Origin of the sequence: Lacinutrix algicola (genome assembly GCF_001418085.1) — a bacterium.
Taxonomy (GTDB): domain Bacteria; phylum Bacteroidota; class Bacteroidia; order Flavobacteriales; family Flavobacteriaceae; genus Lacinutrix; species Lacinutrix algicola.
In genome coordinates, this window is the sequence record NZ_LIQH01000021.1 from 110,555 (window position 1) to 126,981 (window position 16,427).

General features: G+C 32.6%; 16 protein-coding genes. 13 read left to right on the forward strand and 3 right to left on the reverse strand.

Annotation, left to right across the window (positions count from 1 at the left end):
• Window positions 1–19: 19 nt before the first annotated feature.
• Window positions 20–1,327 carry an Omp28-related outer membrane protein gene (locus ASC41_RS01955; protein WP_055434957.1) on the forward strand — a complete coding sequence of 436 codons (1,308 nt, stop codon included), beginning with the start codon at window positions 20–22 and terminating at the stop codon, window positions 1,325–1,327.
• Between the two features lie 217 nt (window positions 1,328–1,544).
• Here the strand turns inward: ASC41_RS01955 and pruA are convergent, their stop codons facing one another.
• The gene (pruA, locus tag ASC41_RS01960; RefSeq protein ID WP_055434958.1) at window positions 1,545–3,173 is read right to left on the reverse strand and encodes an L-glutamate gamma-semialdehyde dehydrogenase; all 1,629 of its coding nucleotides are present in this window, start codon (window positions 3,171–3,173) and stop codon (window positions 1,545–1,547) included.
• A 133-nt stretch (window positions 3,174–3,306) separates the two neighbouring features.
• Here pruA and ASC41_RS01965 point away from each other — a divergent pair, with 133 nt between their 5' ends.
• Both ASC41_RS01965 and ASC41_RS01970 read left to right on the forward strand, forming a co-directional pair.
• Window positions 3,307–4,032: an NRDE family protein gene (locus tag ASC41_RS01965; protein WP_055434959.1), complete on the forward strand. Its 726-nt coding sequence runs from the start codon at window positions 3,307–3,309 to the stop codon at window positions 4,030–4,032.
• Window positions 4,025–5,032, forward strand: a complete 1,008-nt coding sequence (locus tag ASC41_RS01970; protein ID WP_055434960.1) for a DUF6695 family protein — start codon at window positions 4,025–4,027, stop codon at window positions 5,030–5,032. The genes ASC41_RS01965 and ASC41_RS01970 overlap by 8 nt, the downstream gene beginning before the upstream one ends.
• Here the strand turns inward: ASC41_RS01970 and apaG are convergent.
• Both apaG and ASC41_RS01980 read right to left on the reverse strand, forming a co-directional pair.
• Window positions 5,029–5,415 carry a Co2+/Mg2+ efflux protein ApaG gene (gene apaG / locus ASC41_RS01975; protein WP_055434961.1) on the reverse strand — a complete coding sequence of 129 codons (387 nt, stop codon included), beginning with the start codon at window positions 5,413–5,415 and terminating at the stop codon, window positions 5,029–5,031. The two genes, ASC41_RS01970 and apaG, sit on opposite strands and share 4 nt — an antisense overlap.
• A 97-nt stretch (window positions 5,416–5,512) precedes the next feature.
• Window positions 5,513–6,763, reverse strand: a complete 1,251-nt coding sequence (locus ASC41_RS01980; protein WP_055434962.1) for a type IX secretion system plug protein — start codon at window positions 6,761–6,763, stop codon at window positions 5,513–5,515.
• Between the two features lie 192 nt (window positions 6,764–6,955).
• On the opposite strand from ASC41_RS01980, the gene ASC41_RS01985 reads away from it, so the two are divergent.
• From ASC41_RS01985 to ASC41_RS02030, 10 genes are all read left to right on the forward strand, one after another.
• Window positions 6,956–8,311, forward strand: a complete 1,356-nt coding sequence (locus ASC41_RS01985; protein ID WP_055434963.1) for a Na(+)-translocating NADH-quinone reductase subunit A — start codon at window positions 6,956–6,958, stop codon at window positions 8,309–8,311.
• Window positions 8,311–9,552 (forward strand): NADH:ubiquinone reductase (Na(+)-transporting) subunit B, encoded by a 1,242-nt coding sequence (locus ASC41_RS01990; RefSeq protein WP_055434964.1) that lies wholly within the window; start codon window positions 8,311–8,313, stop codon window positions 9,550–9,552. The genes ASC41_RS01985 and ASC41_RS01990 overlap by 1 nt, the downstream gene beginning before the upstream one ends.
• 2 nt (window positions 9,553–9,554) lie before the next feature.
• Window positions 9,555–10,301 carry a Na(+)-translocating NADH-quinone reductase subunit C gene (locus ASC41_RS01995; protein ID WP_055434965.1) on the forward strand — a complete coding sequence of 249 codons (747 nt, stop codon included), beginning with the start codon at window positions 9,555–9,557 and terminating at the stop codon, window positions 10,299–10,301.
• A gap of 1 nt (window position 10,302) precedes the next feature.
• A complete protein-coding gene (locus tag ASC41_RS02000) occupies window positions 10,303–10,947 on the forward strand; it encodes an NADH:ubiquinone reductase (Na(+)-transporting) subunit D (RefSeq protein WP_055434966.1) in 645 nt (214 codons plus the stop codon).
• 53 nt (window positions 10,948–11,000) lie between these two features.
• A complete protein-coding gene (nqrE, locus tag ASC41_RS02005; RefSeq protein WP_055434967.1) occupies window positions 11,001–11,735 on the forward strand; it encodes an NADH:ubiquinone reductase (Na(+)-transporting) subunit E in 735 nt (244 codons plus the stop codon).
• A 1-nt stretch (window position 11,736) separates the two neighbouring features.
• Window positions 11,737–13,050 carry an NADH:ubiquinone reductase (Na(+)-transporting) subunit F gene (gene nqrF / locus ASC41_RS02010; RefSeq protein ID WP_055434968.1) on the forward strand — a complete coding sequence of 438 codons (1,314 nt, stop codon included), beginning with the start codon at window positions 11,737–11,739 and terminating at the stop codon, window positions 13,048–13,050.
• A 121-nt stretch (window positions 13,051–13,171) separates the two neighbouring features.
• Complete coding sequence (locus tag ASC41_RS02015) at window positions 13,172–14,044, forward strand: DUF4846 domain-containing protein (protein ID WP_055434969.1); 873 nt, start codon at window positions 13,172–13,174, stop codon at window positions 14,042–14,044.
• Window positions 14,045–14,172: 128 nt separating this feature from the next.
• Entirely contained in the window at window positions 14,173–14,550 is a 378-nt protein-coding gene (locus tag ASC41_RS02020) for a hypothetical protein (protein WP_055435072.1), read from the forward strand.
• 65 nt (window positions 14,551–14,615) lie between these two features.
• Window positions 14,616–15,593, forward strand: a complete 978-nt coding sequence (locus ASC41_RS02025) for an FAD:protein FMN transferase (protein ID WP_055434970.1) — start codon at window positions 14,616–14,618, stop codon at window positions 15,591–15,593.
• Window positions 15,594–15,605: 12 nt separating this feature from the next.
• Window positions 15,606–16,415, forward strand: a complete 810-nt coding sequence (locus ASC41_RS02030) for a DNA/RNA non-specific endonuclease (RefSeq protein WP_055434971.1) — start codon at window positions 15,606–15,608, stop codon at window positions 16,413–16,415.
• Window positions 16,416–16,427 lie beyond the last annotated feature (12 nt).

Below are 16,427 nucleotides of genomic sequence, written 5' to 3' on the forward strand. Positions count from 1 at the left end.
CAACAAAATATAAACCAACATGAAAATTAAAAGTATTTTAAAAGAATTAGTCGTAATGGCCTTTGTGATTTTTGCATTCGCATGTAGTTCAGATAACGAAAATGATGATGGAGGCACTGGCACTGGTGGAAGTGGTGGTGGATCTGCCATTGTAACTGCTATAACGGTAGAAAGCAATGTTACTTCTGCTTTTGCCGGTATTCCTGTAACATTTGGTGTTGTTAATAATTTAGGTGCTGATGTTACAGCAGGTTCTGTATTTACTGTAAATGGTGTTGTAGTTGAGAACCCTTATGTGTTTCCAGCTTCAGGATCTTATACTGTAACAGCAACAAATGGAGATTTTACTGATACTATTACAATAGAGATTGGTGATGCTCCTACTGCAATAACGCTTACGGTAGATAATAATCTTTTTTGGTATGATAAAGAGGATGCTACTTTTACTGTAATAGACGATTTAGGTAATAACATAACAGAATATGTAGTCTATAGTACAGAAGCAGGTACTGTTACTAATCCAACTAATTTTACAAGTGCTGGCGATTATAATGCAGTTGCAACTTTTGTAATGCCAAATAGTACGCTAACATCTAATAGTGTTAATATTGTGGCAGTAGAGTCTACGCATACTACTAAGGTCTTGGTAGAAGATTATACTGGAACTTGGTGTGGGTATTGCCCAAGATTAGCAACGGCATTAGAAAACACAGTTACACAAAACTCTAATGTTATTCCAGTAGCAATACACGATGATAATGAAATGTTATTTCCTTATGCAAATCAAATGGAGAGTACTTTTGGAGTAAATGGTTTTCCAACAGGTAAAGTTAATAGAACTATCACTTGGAATGAGAGTTCTAGTCAGCCTATAGGTTACTTAAGTACTAGACAAAATATGGGATTAGCAATAAACTCTTCAATTGCTGGTAATACAATTACTGCAGAAGTAAAAGTGCATTATGATTTAAAAGTAAATTCTGAAAATAAAATTGTTGTTTATTTATTAGAGAATGGTCTAGTTTATGACCAAGTAAACTATTATAATGGAGATCCTTCAAGTCCATGGTATCAAGCGGGTAATCCAATTGTTGGTTTTGTGCATGATCATACAGCTCGTAGTGTCTTTACAAATATATTTGGTGATGTAATTCCAGTAGCGAGTACAGATACAAATAGTACTTTTACAGGAAACTACACTTTAACTGTTCCAGCATCTGTTCAAAACACAGATAACTTAGAGTTAGTTGCTTTTGTTGTGGGATTAAATAATAAAGTCTTGAATGTGCAAAAAGCAGATTTAGGGGAGAATAAAGATTTTGACTAAAAATTATCTCAATATAATTTTATAAAAAAAAACGCGAGCTATTTAGTTCGCGTTTTTGTTTTGTCGATATTCAGTAATGTTTAATTAGTTTATAGTTAAAAAGATATTGTTTTATTAAACAGTAAGTGTTTTTAAGGATTACATTTTATAATGGCTTAGAACGAAAAAACCCAAAGCTAAAAGCTTTGGGTTTCTTTATATTTAATAACAGAAGTTACTATTCTCCTAAGAAAGGATATCTGTAATCTGTAGGTGTTACAAATGTTTCTTTAATCATTCTTGGTGATACCCAACGTTGTAAGTTTAATATACTTCCCGCCTTGTCATTGGTTCCAGAACCTCTAGCACCTCCAAAAGGTTGTTGCCCTACAACAGCACCAGTTGGCTTATCGTTAATATAGAAGTTACCTGCACAGTTTTGTAATGCTTTAGTTGCTTCTACTACTGCATATCTATCTTGTGCTAAAATAGCTCCAGTTAATGCGTAGTCACTAGTTTCGTCTACTATTTTTAATGTTTTAGAATAATCTTCATCTTCAAAAACATAAATAGTCATTACTGGTCCAAATAACTCTTCACGCATTGTTGTGTATTTTGGGTCGTTTGTTACAATAACAGTAGGCTCAATAAAGTAACCTTTAGTTTTATCATGACCACCACCAACAATAATCTCAGCATTGTCATCAGCTTTCGCTTGGTCAATGTATTTTGCTAATTTATCGAAAGAACCTTCATGTATTACAGCAGTAACAAAGTTTTCCATATCTGCAGGAGAACCCATTTTAAAAGATTTTACATCTCTTACTAATTGTTCTTTAACAGCATTCCAAATGCTTTTAGAAACGTAAGCACGAGAAGCTGCACTACATTTTTGTCCTTGAAACTCAAAAGAACCACGTGCAATAGCCGTTGCTACTTGTGCAGGATTGGCTGTTTTGTGGGCAACAATAAAATCTTTACCACCAGTTTCTCCAACAATTTTTGGGTATGTTTTGTAGTTATGGATATTGTTTCCAATTTGTTTCCAAAGTTCTTTAAATATGTAAGTAGAACCTGTAAAGTGTAATCCAGAAAAATCAGGGCTTGCTAATACAGTTTCAGTAATCATTACTGGATCACCAAAAACAACATTTATTACTCCAGCAGGAACTCCAGCTTCTTCAAAAACATCCATAATTACTTTAGCAGAATAGATTTGAGAATCGCTAGGTTTCCAAACCACAACATTACCCATCATTGCCATACAAGCAGGTAGGTTTCCTGCAATAGCAGTAAAATTAAATGGTGTTACAGCATATACAAAACCTTCAAGAGGTCTGTATTCTATACGATTCCAAGCTCCACTTGTACTTTGTGGTTGTTCATGGTACATTTCTGTCATGAACTGTACGTTAAAACGTAAGAAATCTATAAATTCACAAGCAGCATCAATTTCTGCTTGGTGTATTGTTTTAGATTGTGCCATCATTGTTGCAGCATTAATTCTAGCTCTATATGGTCCAGCAATTAATTCGGCAGCTTTTAAAAATATTCCAGCTCTATGTTCCCAAGGCATTTCTGCCCAGTTTGTTCTTGCTTCTAAAGCTGTAGAAATAGCTTCGTCAACGTGAGATTTTTCGGCTAAATGGTAATGTCCAACAACATGTTTATGATCGTGTGGAGGAGACATTGGTTTAGTGTTTCCAGTCTTTACTTCCTTTCCATTAATATACATTGGCACATCTAAAGTGCTGTTGTACATCTCTTTGTAAGCTTTAGAAATTGCTTCACGATACTCACAACCAGGAGCATAAGCTCTTACAGGTTCGTTTACTGCGATTGGTACGTTAAAAAATCCTTTTCCCATTTTATATTAAGTTTTAGTTGTCAAATTTAAAGGAGCAAAGTTACAAAATTTTTAAGTATTTCTTTCTGGAGTAAATGCCAAAGAAATCTTATTTTTTTGTAAGTTGCCGTTCTATTTTTGGACTATTAACTTTATGTGTACAGTAAGTATTTTTTACAAAGGGAATAATGATTTTGTGTTAACCTCTAATAGAGATGAAGCACCAAATAGAAACGCTTTGTCTCCAGATTTTTATTCTATTAATAATACAAGTTTATTAATGCCTAAAGATGAGCAGTCTGGCGGAAGTTGGATTGGAGCAAGTGATAGAAATAGAATAGTATGTTTGTTAAATGGTGGTTTTAAACTTCATGAAAGAAAACCAAATTACAGGCAAAGTAGAGGTGTTGTGGTTACAGATTTACTAACCGCTAAGGATATTGAAACTACTATTGAGGCTTATAATTTTAAAGATATAGAACCTTTTACAATTGTGATTGCCGATTGGGATACGGGCTTAAAATTCTTTGAGCTGGTTTGGGATTCTGAACTAAAGCATTTTCAAAAATTACCATTAGAAACTAAAATATGGTCGTCTTCTACTTTATATACTGAAGATAAAAAACAGGCAAGACGCGATTGGTTTGAAGATTTTAAATCTGAAAAGGAATTGTCTTCAAGCTCGCTTTTAGGATTTCATAAAACAGCAGGTAAGGATAATACAAATTTTGGTGTTGTTATGGATCGTGGTTTTGTAAAAACAACAAGTATTACTCAAATTGAAAAAACAAATGCTACTTTAGAAATGCGATTTTTAAATTTGAATACTTCAGAAAAAACGAGTAAAATATTTAACCTTGTTGAAGCAGTAAATGAATAATCAAAAAGAAAACACAGGTGTAATATTAACACTTGCCTATCCAGATACTATTGTTTCTCATGCCGAAGAATGGTATTCTCCTTATTTAAGATATGTTGGAGTAGGTAGTAAAACAAGTGTTCGTGCAGGACATGCAGCTTTGGTATTAATAAATAAAGCAACCGGAGTTTTAGAATATCACGATTTTGGTCGTTATATTACTTCAGAGCCTAATGGTCGTGTTCGTGGTATTCATACTGATAACGAGTTGCATATACCGATTAAAGCAGAAATAAAAGAGGATGAGATTCTAAATCTAGATGCTATTTTAAAATTCTTAGCTACAAATCCAAAATTAACACATGGAGATGGCAGATTGGTAGCTTCTGTATGTAATGCTATAAATTATAAAAAAGCTAGAACTCATATTACTAGTATGCAAGAGCGAGGATTTATATATTATGCTGCTTTTAAAAAAGAAGCTTGTAATTGTGCGCGTTTTGTAACCGATGCTTTAATTGAATCACTAACAAATATAAAAACTAAAAAAGCTTTAGAGAATTCTAAATGGTTTACGCCAAGTACTGTTGGTAATGTTTTATTGGCAAATACTAATACTTATCCTTTTGAGGTTTCAGATCAAGGAGCGATAGTAGAGTATAAAGGTTCTCAAAAAAGTGAAAATTTAAAATGCTTTTTAGATAGGTTAAAAGATTATAAACCGAATAAAGTTGGGACGCTTATTCCTAAAGAAGTTAATGGCTTGCATGAAAAAGCACAGTGGCTTTCTGGGATTGCTGCTGGTGCTTGGTACGAAATTTATAAAACAGAAATGATTAACGAATATCGTTACAAGCGTATTTCTCCTCATGGGAATATAGATTGCGATGCTATATATGTTACAGAAGATTCAAGTTTTAATTATGAGGATGATTACCAAATTATTCATTATTCAAACTGTCATTTCTTTCATTTAGAACAGAATGATAAAGTTATTAGGTTTAATAGAAAAGAAGCTTAATTTATAGCAAAAGGAGCGCTTAATTTAAATGAAGGAATTGCAACGTCAAACTTTTTAGTTGTTGTGAAATTTACCATGCTGTAATGACCTCGCATAGCTCCGAAAGGAGCAGTTAGTAAGCATCCTGAAGTATAGGTGTGAGATTCGCCAGGTTTTAATACTGGTTTTTTTCCAATTACGCCTTCTCCAGAAACGGTTTCGACATTATTTAGAGCATCAAGAATTATCCAATGTCTAGCATTGAGTTGCACAGAGTCCTTGCTCTGGTTTTCTATAGTAACCTTGTATCCAAAGGCGTAATGTATTTTATAGTTTTTATAAAATGTGCCTTCAAAATTGGTTATTACCGAAATTTTTATGCCTCTTGTTACTTGTTGAACCATTTTTCTTTATAATCTACTGAGCTAAAGTACTAATATAACATTAATTATCCCAATAATAGCAGTCAATTGCAAGTGATTATTAACTATCTATTAACGTTTAGTTCGTAATATTAACCGAATTACCTTCTCCTAAACCAATTATTCTATCGTATCTAGCACCTAAATCTCTATAGTACACTAGTACTTTGTAACTATTTTCAGTTTGATGAAAATTACCACTAATAGCATTTTCGTCTATACTACCATCTTTATTTTTAATAACGTATTTGTAGCTGTAAAAACCTTGTTTTAAAAGTAGTTTGCCTTCGTAGGTGCTGCCTTCGTCGTTATAGGTTAGTTGAGTAGTTTCGTCTACAGCGTAATTGTTAAAATTGCCATAAACATGTACAGTTTGTCCTTTTTGTAGTTTGTTTAATTCTAACATAAAATGAACTTGAGCGTAGTCTGCTTCTGTAGTTGGGTTGTTTGTGTCTAAAGCAGTAATTAAAAAGTTACCATTAATATCAGGATTGTACGTGTAAGCTCTGTTTGCTCTCATAACATCTTTGTATAGGTAGCTATTGTATAAATCTTTTAGTTGTATAAATTGAACGCCGGTATTTGCTCCTCTTAAATCTTTGTTTTCAAAATAACGGTATTCATTACCTGCATAAAAACTAGTCCCTTTTACATAACGATATTGTAATTCGTTACCTAAAACGTATTGCGGTTTAATGTTTTTAATAGCGGTTCTTAAATTATTATTCTGAATTATTACTGTTTTTACAGTTTCTAATGGGTTGTTAAATCTTAAAGTTGAAGAGCTAATAGCAATATCAACAGTGTGTTTTTCTTTTATATCTGAAACATCTCGAGAACGTTTTATAGCCACACCAACGGAAGCAATATCTTCGTAAACCATAAATTTTCTTGTAAACTCTATATCATCATCTTCATTGTAAACGGTAATAAGATAGTTTCCAGATTTTGTTATTGCACGCGTTTGCTCATTTGGGATGGTTAAAGTAAAGTGAGAAAAAATTTGATAAGTATTAAAAGAGTTGTCCCAAGTCCTAATACGTTGCTCATTAAAACCTTGTAAATATTCAGATTGTACTAAGACCGAAGGTGTCCAATCGTAATTATAATGTTTAATCTCGTAATAGTAATCGTCTTCGTTTCCGTTTAAAACATCAAATTCTAAAACTAAAGATTCTCCAATTTTTAAAATAGGTAGTTGGCTTTCGGGCGTGTCTCCTTTAAAAGTTATGGTTTTTATTTCTTCAGTAGGATTTATTTCTTCAACTTGACTAAATACAGAAGTTGAAATGAATAAAAAGATTAAAAAATGTTTAATGTTTAGTGTCATTAATAAGGGTTTTCTTAGTGTAAAGATAAACAAAATCTATGCCTAATTTTAGAGCTTTATTTAGAATAATTATAAATAAGTTATCTGTGTGTGTAATAAGAAAGAATTTTTATTATTAATTCGTATTTTCGCATCGATTTTTGACCATCAAAAAATCAGTTAGCTAAACTATTAACAAATAGATTTATACATATGTCAAACGACATTAAGATTAAAAAAGGTCTAGATATAAAACTTAAAGGAGCTGCGGAAAAGGCAATTGAAAATGCCATAATAAGCAACACTTGTACAGTTAGACCAGAAGACTTTCACAGTGTAATTCCAAAATTAACGGTAAAAGTTGGAGAAAAAGTAAAGGCTGGACAAGCTTTGTTTTTCAATAAAACCAACGAAAACGTGAAATTTGCTTCACCAGTTTCTGGAGAAGTTGTTGAAATTGCTCGTGGTGAAAAGCGAAAAATTCTTTCAGTAAAAATTCAAGCAGACAAAGAGCAATCTTTTGAAGATTTTGGAGCTTTGAACGTAGATTCGGCAAAAGCTGAAGATATTAAAGCGAAATTATTAGCTTCAGGTTGTTGGGCATTTGTAAAACAACGTCCTTATGATGTGATAGCAAATCCAGAAGTTGCTCCAAAAGCAATTTTTGTTTCGGCATACGCAAGTGCGCCTTTAGCTGCTGATTTAGACTATACGTTAGTAGGTAAAGAAGCAGAGTTGCAAGCAGCAGTTTCAGCTTTAGCTAAATTAACAGCAGGAAAAGTACATGTTGGAGTTAATAAAAAAGGAAATTCTCCACTGGCAGGATTATCTAATGTTAGTATCCACAATGTATCTGGTCCACATCCAGCAGGAAATGTAGGAACACTTATAAATAAAATAGACCCAGTTAATAAAGGTGAATCAGTTTGGACTGTTGCAGCACAAGACTTGGTTATTATTGGTGAGTTATTATTAACAGGTAAGTTTAATGCAGAGCGTTTAGTAGCTTTAGCAGGATCGTCGGTTAAAAAACCTCGTTATTTTAGAACCAAAATAGGAAGCGAAATTGCAACTATGGTTTACGATAACGGTGTAGACAAAGACGGGAACGATAGAATTATTTCTGGAAACGTTTTATCTGGGAAGCAAGTAAAACCAGACGGTGCTTTAGATTATTACAGTAATGTAATATCTGTAATACCAGAAGGTGATGATTACGAATTTTTTGGATGGAATAAGCCAATCTTTAATAAAGTATCTACTTCTAGAGCATTAACTTTTTCTTGGTTAACACCTAAAAAGGAATTTGCTTTAAATACAAATACAAACGGAGAACATAGAAATTTTGTAACAACAGGAACTTACGAAGCTGTTTTTCCTTTAGATATTTTTCCAATGCAGATTCTAAAAGCTTGTATGTATCAAGATTTAGATGAAATGGAAGCTTTAGGAATGTACGAAGTTGCACCAGAAGATTTCGCCTTAACAGAATTTGTTTGTGTGTCTAAGCAACCACATCAAGAAATAATTAGAAAAGGTTTAGACTTAATGCTTAAAGAAATAGGATAATGGGTTTAAAAAGTAATTTACATAATTTAAAAGAAAAGTATAAAGGAACTAAAATGGCTCCTGCATTTAATGCAATCCATACCTTTTTATACTTGCCAAATGAGACGACGCATAACGGAACTCATATTAAGGCTGCCGATGATTTAAAACGTACCATGAACATAGTTATTATGGCTATGATACCGTGTTTAATCTTCGGAATGTTTAACGCAGGTTATCAACATTATTCTGCAATAGATGCTTTAGCGGGCGTTGCAAGAGAGGTTTCTTTATTTGGAAACTTTTTAACTTGGGATAATTTTGTTATTGGAGCATGGCAAGTGTTGCCATTAGTAATTGTTTCTTATGGAGTTGGTTTATTAGTAGAATTTATTTTTGCAGTAATAAAAGGACACGAAGTAGAGGAAGGTTACTTAGTAACAGGAATGTTAGTGCCATTAATTGTACCAATCGATATTCCATTATGGATGTTGGCAGTTGCAGTTATTTTTGGTGTAGTAATAGGAAAAGAAGTATTTGGTGGAACAGGAATGAATATTCTTAATCCAGCATTAACTATACGTGCTTTTTTATTCTTTGCATATCCAACTTGGATGTCTGGAGATAAAGTATGGGTACATGGAGCAGATCCTAGAGTTCAAGATCTTGCCGCTGGAGCAACACCAGATGCATTGTCTGGAGAAACTATTTTAGGTGGTTTAGCACAAAACAATTCTAGCATGTTAGATTCAGCAGGAGATATCTGGAATGCCTTTTTTGGCTTTATTCCTGGTTCTGTTGGAGAAACATCAACGTTATTAATAATATTAGGAGGTTTGTTTTTAGTGTTTACTAAAGTAGGAAGCTGGAGAATAATGTTATCATCTGTTGCAGGTGCTATTGCTATGGGATTAATATTTAACGGTATTGTTTCTGCAGAATGGGTTACAGAATCTAGTAAGTTTTACGGTTTAATGAGTACAGATTTCTGGATGCATTTATTAATTGGTGGTTTTGCTTTTGGTACAGTTTATATGGCAACAGATCCTGTTACTGCATCGCAAACAAATAAAGGAAAAATAGTTTATGGATTCTTAATTGGTATACTTTCAATTATGATTCGTGTATTCAATCCAGCATACCCTGAGGGAGTAATGTTAGCCATTCTATTAATGAATGTCTTTGCTCCAACTATCGATCACTATGTGGTACAAGGAAATGTAAAGCGTAGAATGAAACGTTTAAAAGTTAAAACAGCATAATTATGGCAGTTAATACAGATAAAAACTCATATACTATAATCTTTGCAGTAGCAATGGTTGTAATAGTAGGTTCATTATTAGCCTTTACAGCTTCGTCTTTAAAGCCTAATATTGAAGAGAATAAAAGAATGGAAAAGCAGCAGAATATTCTGTATGCTATGGGAGTTAATGGAAATGAAGGTACAGGAGATATTACTTTTGTCTCTACAGATAAAGTTGCAGGTGAATTTTCAACTTACATTAAAGAACAATTAGTAATCGAAAATGGTGTTGCTAAAGTAGATGACCAAGCTTACTTAATTGATGTTAAAAAAGAACAAGCGAAAGCTAAAAATGGAGGAACAAGACGTTTGCCTTTATTTATTGGAGAGAAAGATGGTAAAACATCTTATATCGTACCAATTAGAGGAAAAGGGCTTTGGGATGCTATTTGGGGTTTTGTTGCTCTAGATAAAAATATGGTTGTTCAAGGTGCATTTTTCGATCACGCTGGTGAAACACCTGGTTTAGGAGCTAACATTAAGCAACGTTACTTTATGGACGATTTTGATGGTGAAAAACTATTAAATGATGCTGGTGCTTTTAAAGGTATTACAGTTGCTAAAGGTAACAACGATCCTAAAAATTTAATAAAAGACGATAACGAAGTTGATGCTCTTGCTGGAGCAACAATTACAGGAGATGGTGTATCTGCAATGATAAAGAAAGATTTAAAATTGTATTTACCTTACTTTAAAAACTTAAAATAATATGGGACTACTTTCAAAAAAAGACGCAAAGTTAATCACAGATCCATTAGCAGATAATAACCCAATTACTATACAAGTATTAGGTATTTGTTCTGCATTAGCAATTACAGCAGAGCTTAAAGCTTCGTTAGTAATGGGAATAGCTGTATTGTTTGTATTAAGTGTAGGTAATGTAGTAATCTCTTTAATGAGAAATATCATTCCTTCAAAAATTAGAATTATTGTTCAATTAATAGTAGTTGCTGCTTTAGTAATTATTGTAGATCAAGTACTAAAAGCTTTTGCTTTCGAGTTAAGTAAAACGTTGTCTGTATTTATTGGATTAATTATTACCAACTGTATTATTATGGGACGTTTTGAAGCTTTTGCTTTAGCAAACAAACCATGGCAATCATTTTTAGATGGTATTGGTAATGCTTTAGGATATGCAATTATTTTAGTAATTGTTGGTTTCTTTAGAGAACTTTTAGGTTCTGGTACACTATTCGGAATTCCTGTATTAGGAGATCCTATCGAAATGACTGGAGTATATGGTTTAGGTTACGAAAACAATGGTTTTATGTTAATGCCTCCAATGGCTTTAATAATTGTTGGATTAATTATCTGGGTGCAGCGTAGTAGAAATAAAGATTTAATCGAGGATTAAAATCCTCTTCAACTTTTAATTAAAAGAGAGTTGAAGACGAAAATTATAAAAAAATGATAGAACATTTAGAATTATTTTTCAAGTCAATTTTTGTTGACAATATGGTGTTTGCGGTTTTCTTGGGTATGTGTTCATACTTAGCCGTTTCTAAAAAAGTTGCAACAGCAGTTGGACTTGGAGCAGCCGTAATATTTGTATTAGCGATCACGGTACCATTAAACTGGTTATTAGATCAATATTTACTACAACCTGGAGCATTAGCTTGGGCAGATGGAAGTGCAAACGGAGAAGGTTTCTCTGGGATGGATTTAGGTTTCCTTTCTTTCATTATGTTTATTGCAACTATTGCAACAATGGTACAATTAGTAGAAATAGTGGTAGAGAAATTCTCACCATCATTATATAATTCACTTGGTATTTTCTTACCATTAATTGCAGTAAATTGTGCCATTTTAGGTGGTTCATTATTCATGCAATCTCGTGAAATTGAAACATTTGGTTTAGCAGTAAACTACGGAGTATCTTCGGGAATAGGATGGTTTTTAGCAATTCTTGCAATTGCAGCTATTCGTGAGAAAATTAGATATTCTAATGTGCCAGCACCTTTAAGAGGATTAGGAATTACATTTATCATTACAGGTTTAATGGGAATAGGTTTCTTAAGTTTTGGTGGTATGTTAACTGGTGGTGAGGACGAAACACCATCTCCAGAGCCAACAGCACAAGTAGAAAAAATACAAACTGAAGACGCTAAGGAATTAGCTGAAAACACTAAAATAGCAGAATAGTATGATTTTAGCAGCAGGAACAGGAGCAACAGTAATAACAACAGTAGTAGCGTTTTTAATTATCGCTTTAATACTAATTAGTTTATTATTATTTGTAAAGCAAAAACTATCACCATCAGGTCCAGTAAAGATCTTAATTAACGGTGAACGCGAGATAGAAGTAGCATCTGGAGATACATTATTATCTACGTTAGGTAGTAATAAAATTTTCTTACCATCTGCTTGTGGTGGAGGTGGTACATGTATTCAGTGTGAATGTCACGTGTTATCTGGAGGTGGTGAAGCATTACCTACAGAAACACCTCACTTCTCTAGAAAAGAATTAGCTCATGGAGCACGTTTATCTTGCCAAGTTAAAGTAAAGGCGGATATGGAAATTACAATTCCAGAAGAAGTTTTCGGAATCAAAAAATGGGAAGCAACAGTAGTTTCAAATTATAATGTAGCAACCTTTATTAAAGAGTTTGTAGTAGAAATCCCTGAGGATATGAACTATAAAGCAGGAGGATATATTCAAATTGAAATACCTAACTGTGAAATTAAATATTCAGAAATGGATGTTACGGCTCACCCAGAAGATCATCCAGGTGAACCAAATAAATTTGAAGCAGATTGGGACAAGTTTGGTTTAAGACCATTAGTTATGAAAAATGACGAATTGGTAGAACGTGCTTATTCTATGGCTTCTTATCCTGCAGAAGGAAGAAAGATTATGCTTAATGTACGTGTAGCAACACCACCTTTCGATCGCGCTAAAGGCGGATGGATGGATGTAAATCCTGGTGTAGCTTCTTCTTATATTTTCAACCAAAAGGTAGGAGATAAAGTAACTATCTCTGGACCTTACGGTGAATTCTTCATTAATGAGTCTGATGCCGAAATGTTATATGTAGGTGGTGGAGCAGGTATGGCACCAATGCGTTCTCATTTATATGAATTGTTTAGAACATTAAAAACAGGAAGAAAAGTAACGTATTGGTATGGTGGACGTTCTAAAGCAGAATTATTCTACATCCATTACTTTAGAGCATTAGAAAAAGATTTTCCAAACTTTAAATTCTTTATTGCATTATCTGATCCAACGGAAGCAGATAACTGGCAACTAAAACAGAGTGTTGAAGATCCTAATGGAGATGGATTTACTGGGTTTATTCACCAAGTAGTAATCGATCAATATTTATCTAAGCATGAAACACCAGAAGATATCGAATTATATTTCTGTGGACCACCATTAATGAACCAAGCAGTTCAGAAAATGGGTGAAGATTTTGGTCTTGATGATGAAAATATCCGTTTTGATGATTTTGGAGGATAGATCTCTTAAAGACATTTGTTTTTAAATGTCATTAAGATTGAAATGAAAAATCTCAAAAAGAGTTTTTTATAATATATAAAAGCCCAATACGAAAGTATTGGGTTTTTTCGTTGATATTAATATGAAGAAAGTACTACTTGTTCTTATATTGCTAATTACAATTGTTGCTTTAGCGTTTCAATTTAAACCGATAAAAGAAACTGTTAATTATGTTTCTAAGTCTGTTGTTCCCCAAACAAGTCTAATTTATAAAGACAGTTTGACTATAAGTTCTAGAGTTAAAATACCTAAAGGTTATAAACGTATAGAGTACAAAAAAGGATCATTTCAGGAGTATTTACGTAATTATAGTTTAAAGCCATTTGGTAGTAAGATTATTAATTATGATGAGAGTGAGTATTATTGGCAAAAAGGACATATAGGTATATTAGATATTCCTGTACCTAAAAACGGATTACAACAATGTGCCGATGCATTAATTAGAATAAGAAGTGAATACCTTTGGGAAACTAATAGAAAGAGTGAGATAGGCTTTAATTTTACCTCAGGTCATTATTGTTCATGGAATAAATATGCTCAAGGTTATAGACCAAATATTATAGGTAATAAAGTAACGTTTAATAAATCGGCTTCAGCTAATACTTCTAAAGAAAATTTCTACAAATACCTTAATCTTATTTATATGTATTCTGGTACTTTGTCTTTGTCTCAAGAATTAGAAACAATCAATTCTGTTAAAAATTTAGAAATTGGAGATATGCTTATTAAAGGAGGGAGTCCTGGTCATATTGTAATGCTTGGTGATGTTGTTATAAATGATAAAGGAGAAAAGTTATTTCTATTATTTCAAGGTAATACTCCAGCACAAAGTGTTCATTTAGTTAAAAATCTTGAAGACAGTTCTATTTCACCTTGGTATAATTTAAGAATGAATGCTGTAATTCCAGTATCTAACTACACGTTTTACGATTCTAAATTTGCTAGGTTTAATTAACCAATGTCAATCCTTACTTGCTACGGAATCCACTTTCTATTGATAATGCTTTATTGTATTTTTGTTTTTTAATTAATGAGATTTTCGCTAGAATTTATATTTAGCGTAGTCGAAAGATGGAAATAAATATGAGTAAACCATTAACACCACAAGAACTTCACAATCTAGCGATGAACCATGTAGGTAAAGACCTCGAGAAACGTGGATTCGAGTTTATTGCTATAAATAGTAAACTTAAAAGACATCCTCAGTTTGTTTGTATGGATGCTAATAAGCAGCACTTTTTTGTAATTGTAAAAGCAGTATTATTACCAGATAATGCTAATAATTACGATGTGGTTTGGATGGAATCTTTTAAAGAACATGCTCGGGAACATAATGCAAAAGTATTATATGCTGGAGTTGGTTTAGTAAATCCAAATGGAGAATCTTTGCCTATATTTTTAAACGAAGAATACTTAATCGAGTATAACGGTATTCAAGTATTAGAGACAAATTTAAACTAACATTACAATCCTTATTAATACTAAGTTTCTATTTTAAAATCTAGTGACGAGTATAAAAAACTATCATGAAAAAAGTTATAATTTTACTGTTTGTATTTTCAATATTTTCTTGTGAACAAGAACTTAAAAACACAAAAGTTTCGGGTCCTGTATTCGGAACATTTTACGAGATTACTTTTGCTTCGCAAAGTAATGAGAACTATCAAAAACAGATTGATAGCTTGTTTTTTATTATCAATAAATCGATGTCTAATTATCAAGCAGATTCAGATATTTCTAAGTTAAATAGAAATGAAGTAGTAAATGTTGATAATCATTTTACAAAAGTTTTCTACGCTTCAAAAAAGCTATATCGAGAAACTGAAGGTGTTTTCGATCCTACAATAGGTAAGTTGGTTAATGCTTGGGATTTTGGTTCAGAGAAACCTAAGGCAAAACTCGATAGCGTAAAAATAGACAGCTTAAAACGTTATGTTGGATTTAATAAAATGGGATTAGTCGATAGTACAGTAAAAAAAGAAGATGGTGCATTTTTAGATTTTAATGCTATTGCAAAAGGTTATGCTGTAGATGTAATTGGAGAATTTTTAGAATCTAAAGCTATCGAAAATTACATGGTAAATATTGGCGGAGAATTAAGGACAAAAGGAGTAAATATAGATAAACAAAATCCATGGACCGTAGGTGTTGAAAATCCTAATTTCGATGACACCCAAAGTACTAATATTGTTTTAGGTCTTAAAGATAAAGCAATGGCAACTTCAGGAACGTATAGAAAATTTAAACTAGATGCTAGTGGAAATCGTTATGCTCATATTATTAATACTAAAACAGGCTTTCCAAGTAAAACAAGTATTTTAAGTGTTTCTATAATTGCCGATACTTGTATGTTGGCAGATGGTTACGCTACAGCTATACAAGCAATGGGAATAGAAGATGCTAAAGATTTTTTATTTAGACACCCAGAATTAAAAGCTTATATTATTTTTGAAAATGAAGCTAAAGAGTTTGAAGTTTTAAACTTAAATGGGTTTACAGAATAAATATTTAAATTAATGACTAACAAAACAAAATATTCCATCCTTACCGCAATAGTTATAATAGCAACGTTATTAACTAAAGAATACTTAATTAATGAGGAACAAGTAAAAATTGTAAATGGAGGAACAATTGTAAAAAACGATACCAACGAATACTTTTTACCAACCAGTACAACAGGACAAATTGTGCATCATGATGGTTACAGTTTAAGTTATAGTGAACCACACGAGCAAGCCGAATGGGTTGCATACGAATTAAAGAAATCTCATTTAAGTAGCACCAATTTTAAACGGCCATATTTTGAAATTGATAACGCTGTAAAAACAACAGCTGCACACTGGCGTAACTATAAGAAATCGGGTTACGATCGAGGACATTTGTGTCCTGCTGGAGATCGAAAATATAGTCAAGCAGCACACGATGAAACTTTTTTAACCAGTAATATTTCTCCACAAACACACGAGTTTAATGCAGGTGTTTGGAATCGATTAGAACAAAAAACACGCTATTGGGCAAGTAAGTACGATGGTGTTTTTGTAGTGTCTGGAGGTGTTTTAAAAGGTAATATGAAAACTATTGGAAGCGAAAAAGTGGCGGTTCCTAATCAGTTTTATAAAGTTATTATAGATAATAACTCTGGAGACACTAAGATGCTAGCTTTTTTAATGGATCACGAAGCGTCTAAAGAGCCTTTATATAAATTTGTGGTATCTGTAGACGAAGTTGAAAAACTAACAGGAATCGACTTCTTTTCAGAATTAGAAGATGAAAAAGAAAACAGATTAGAGGCTTCGAGCAATTATAAGAATTGGAGTTTTAATTAAAATGGTATTTCT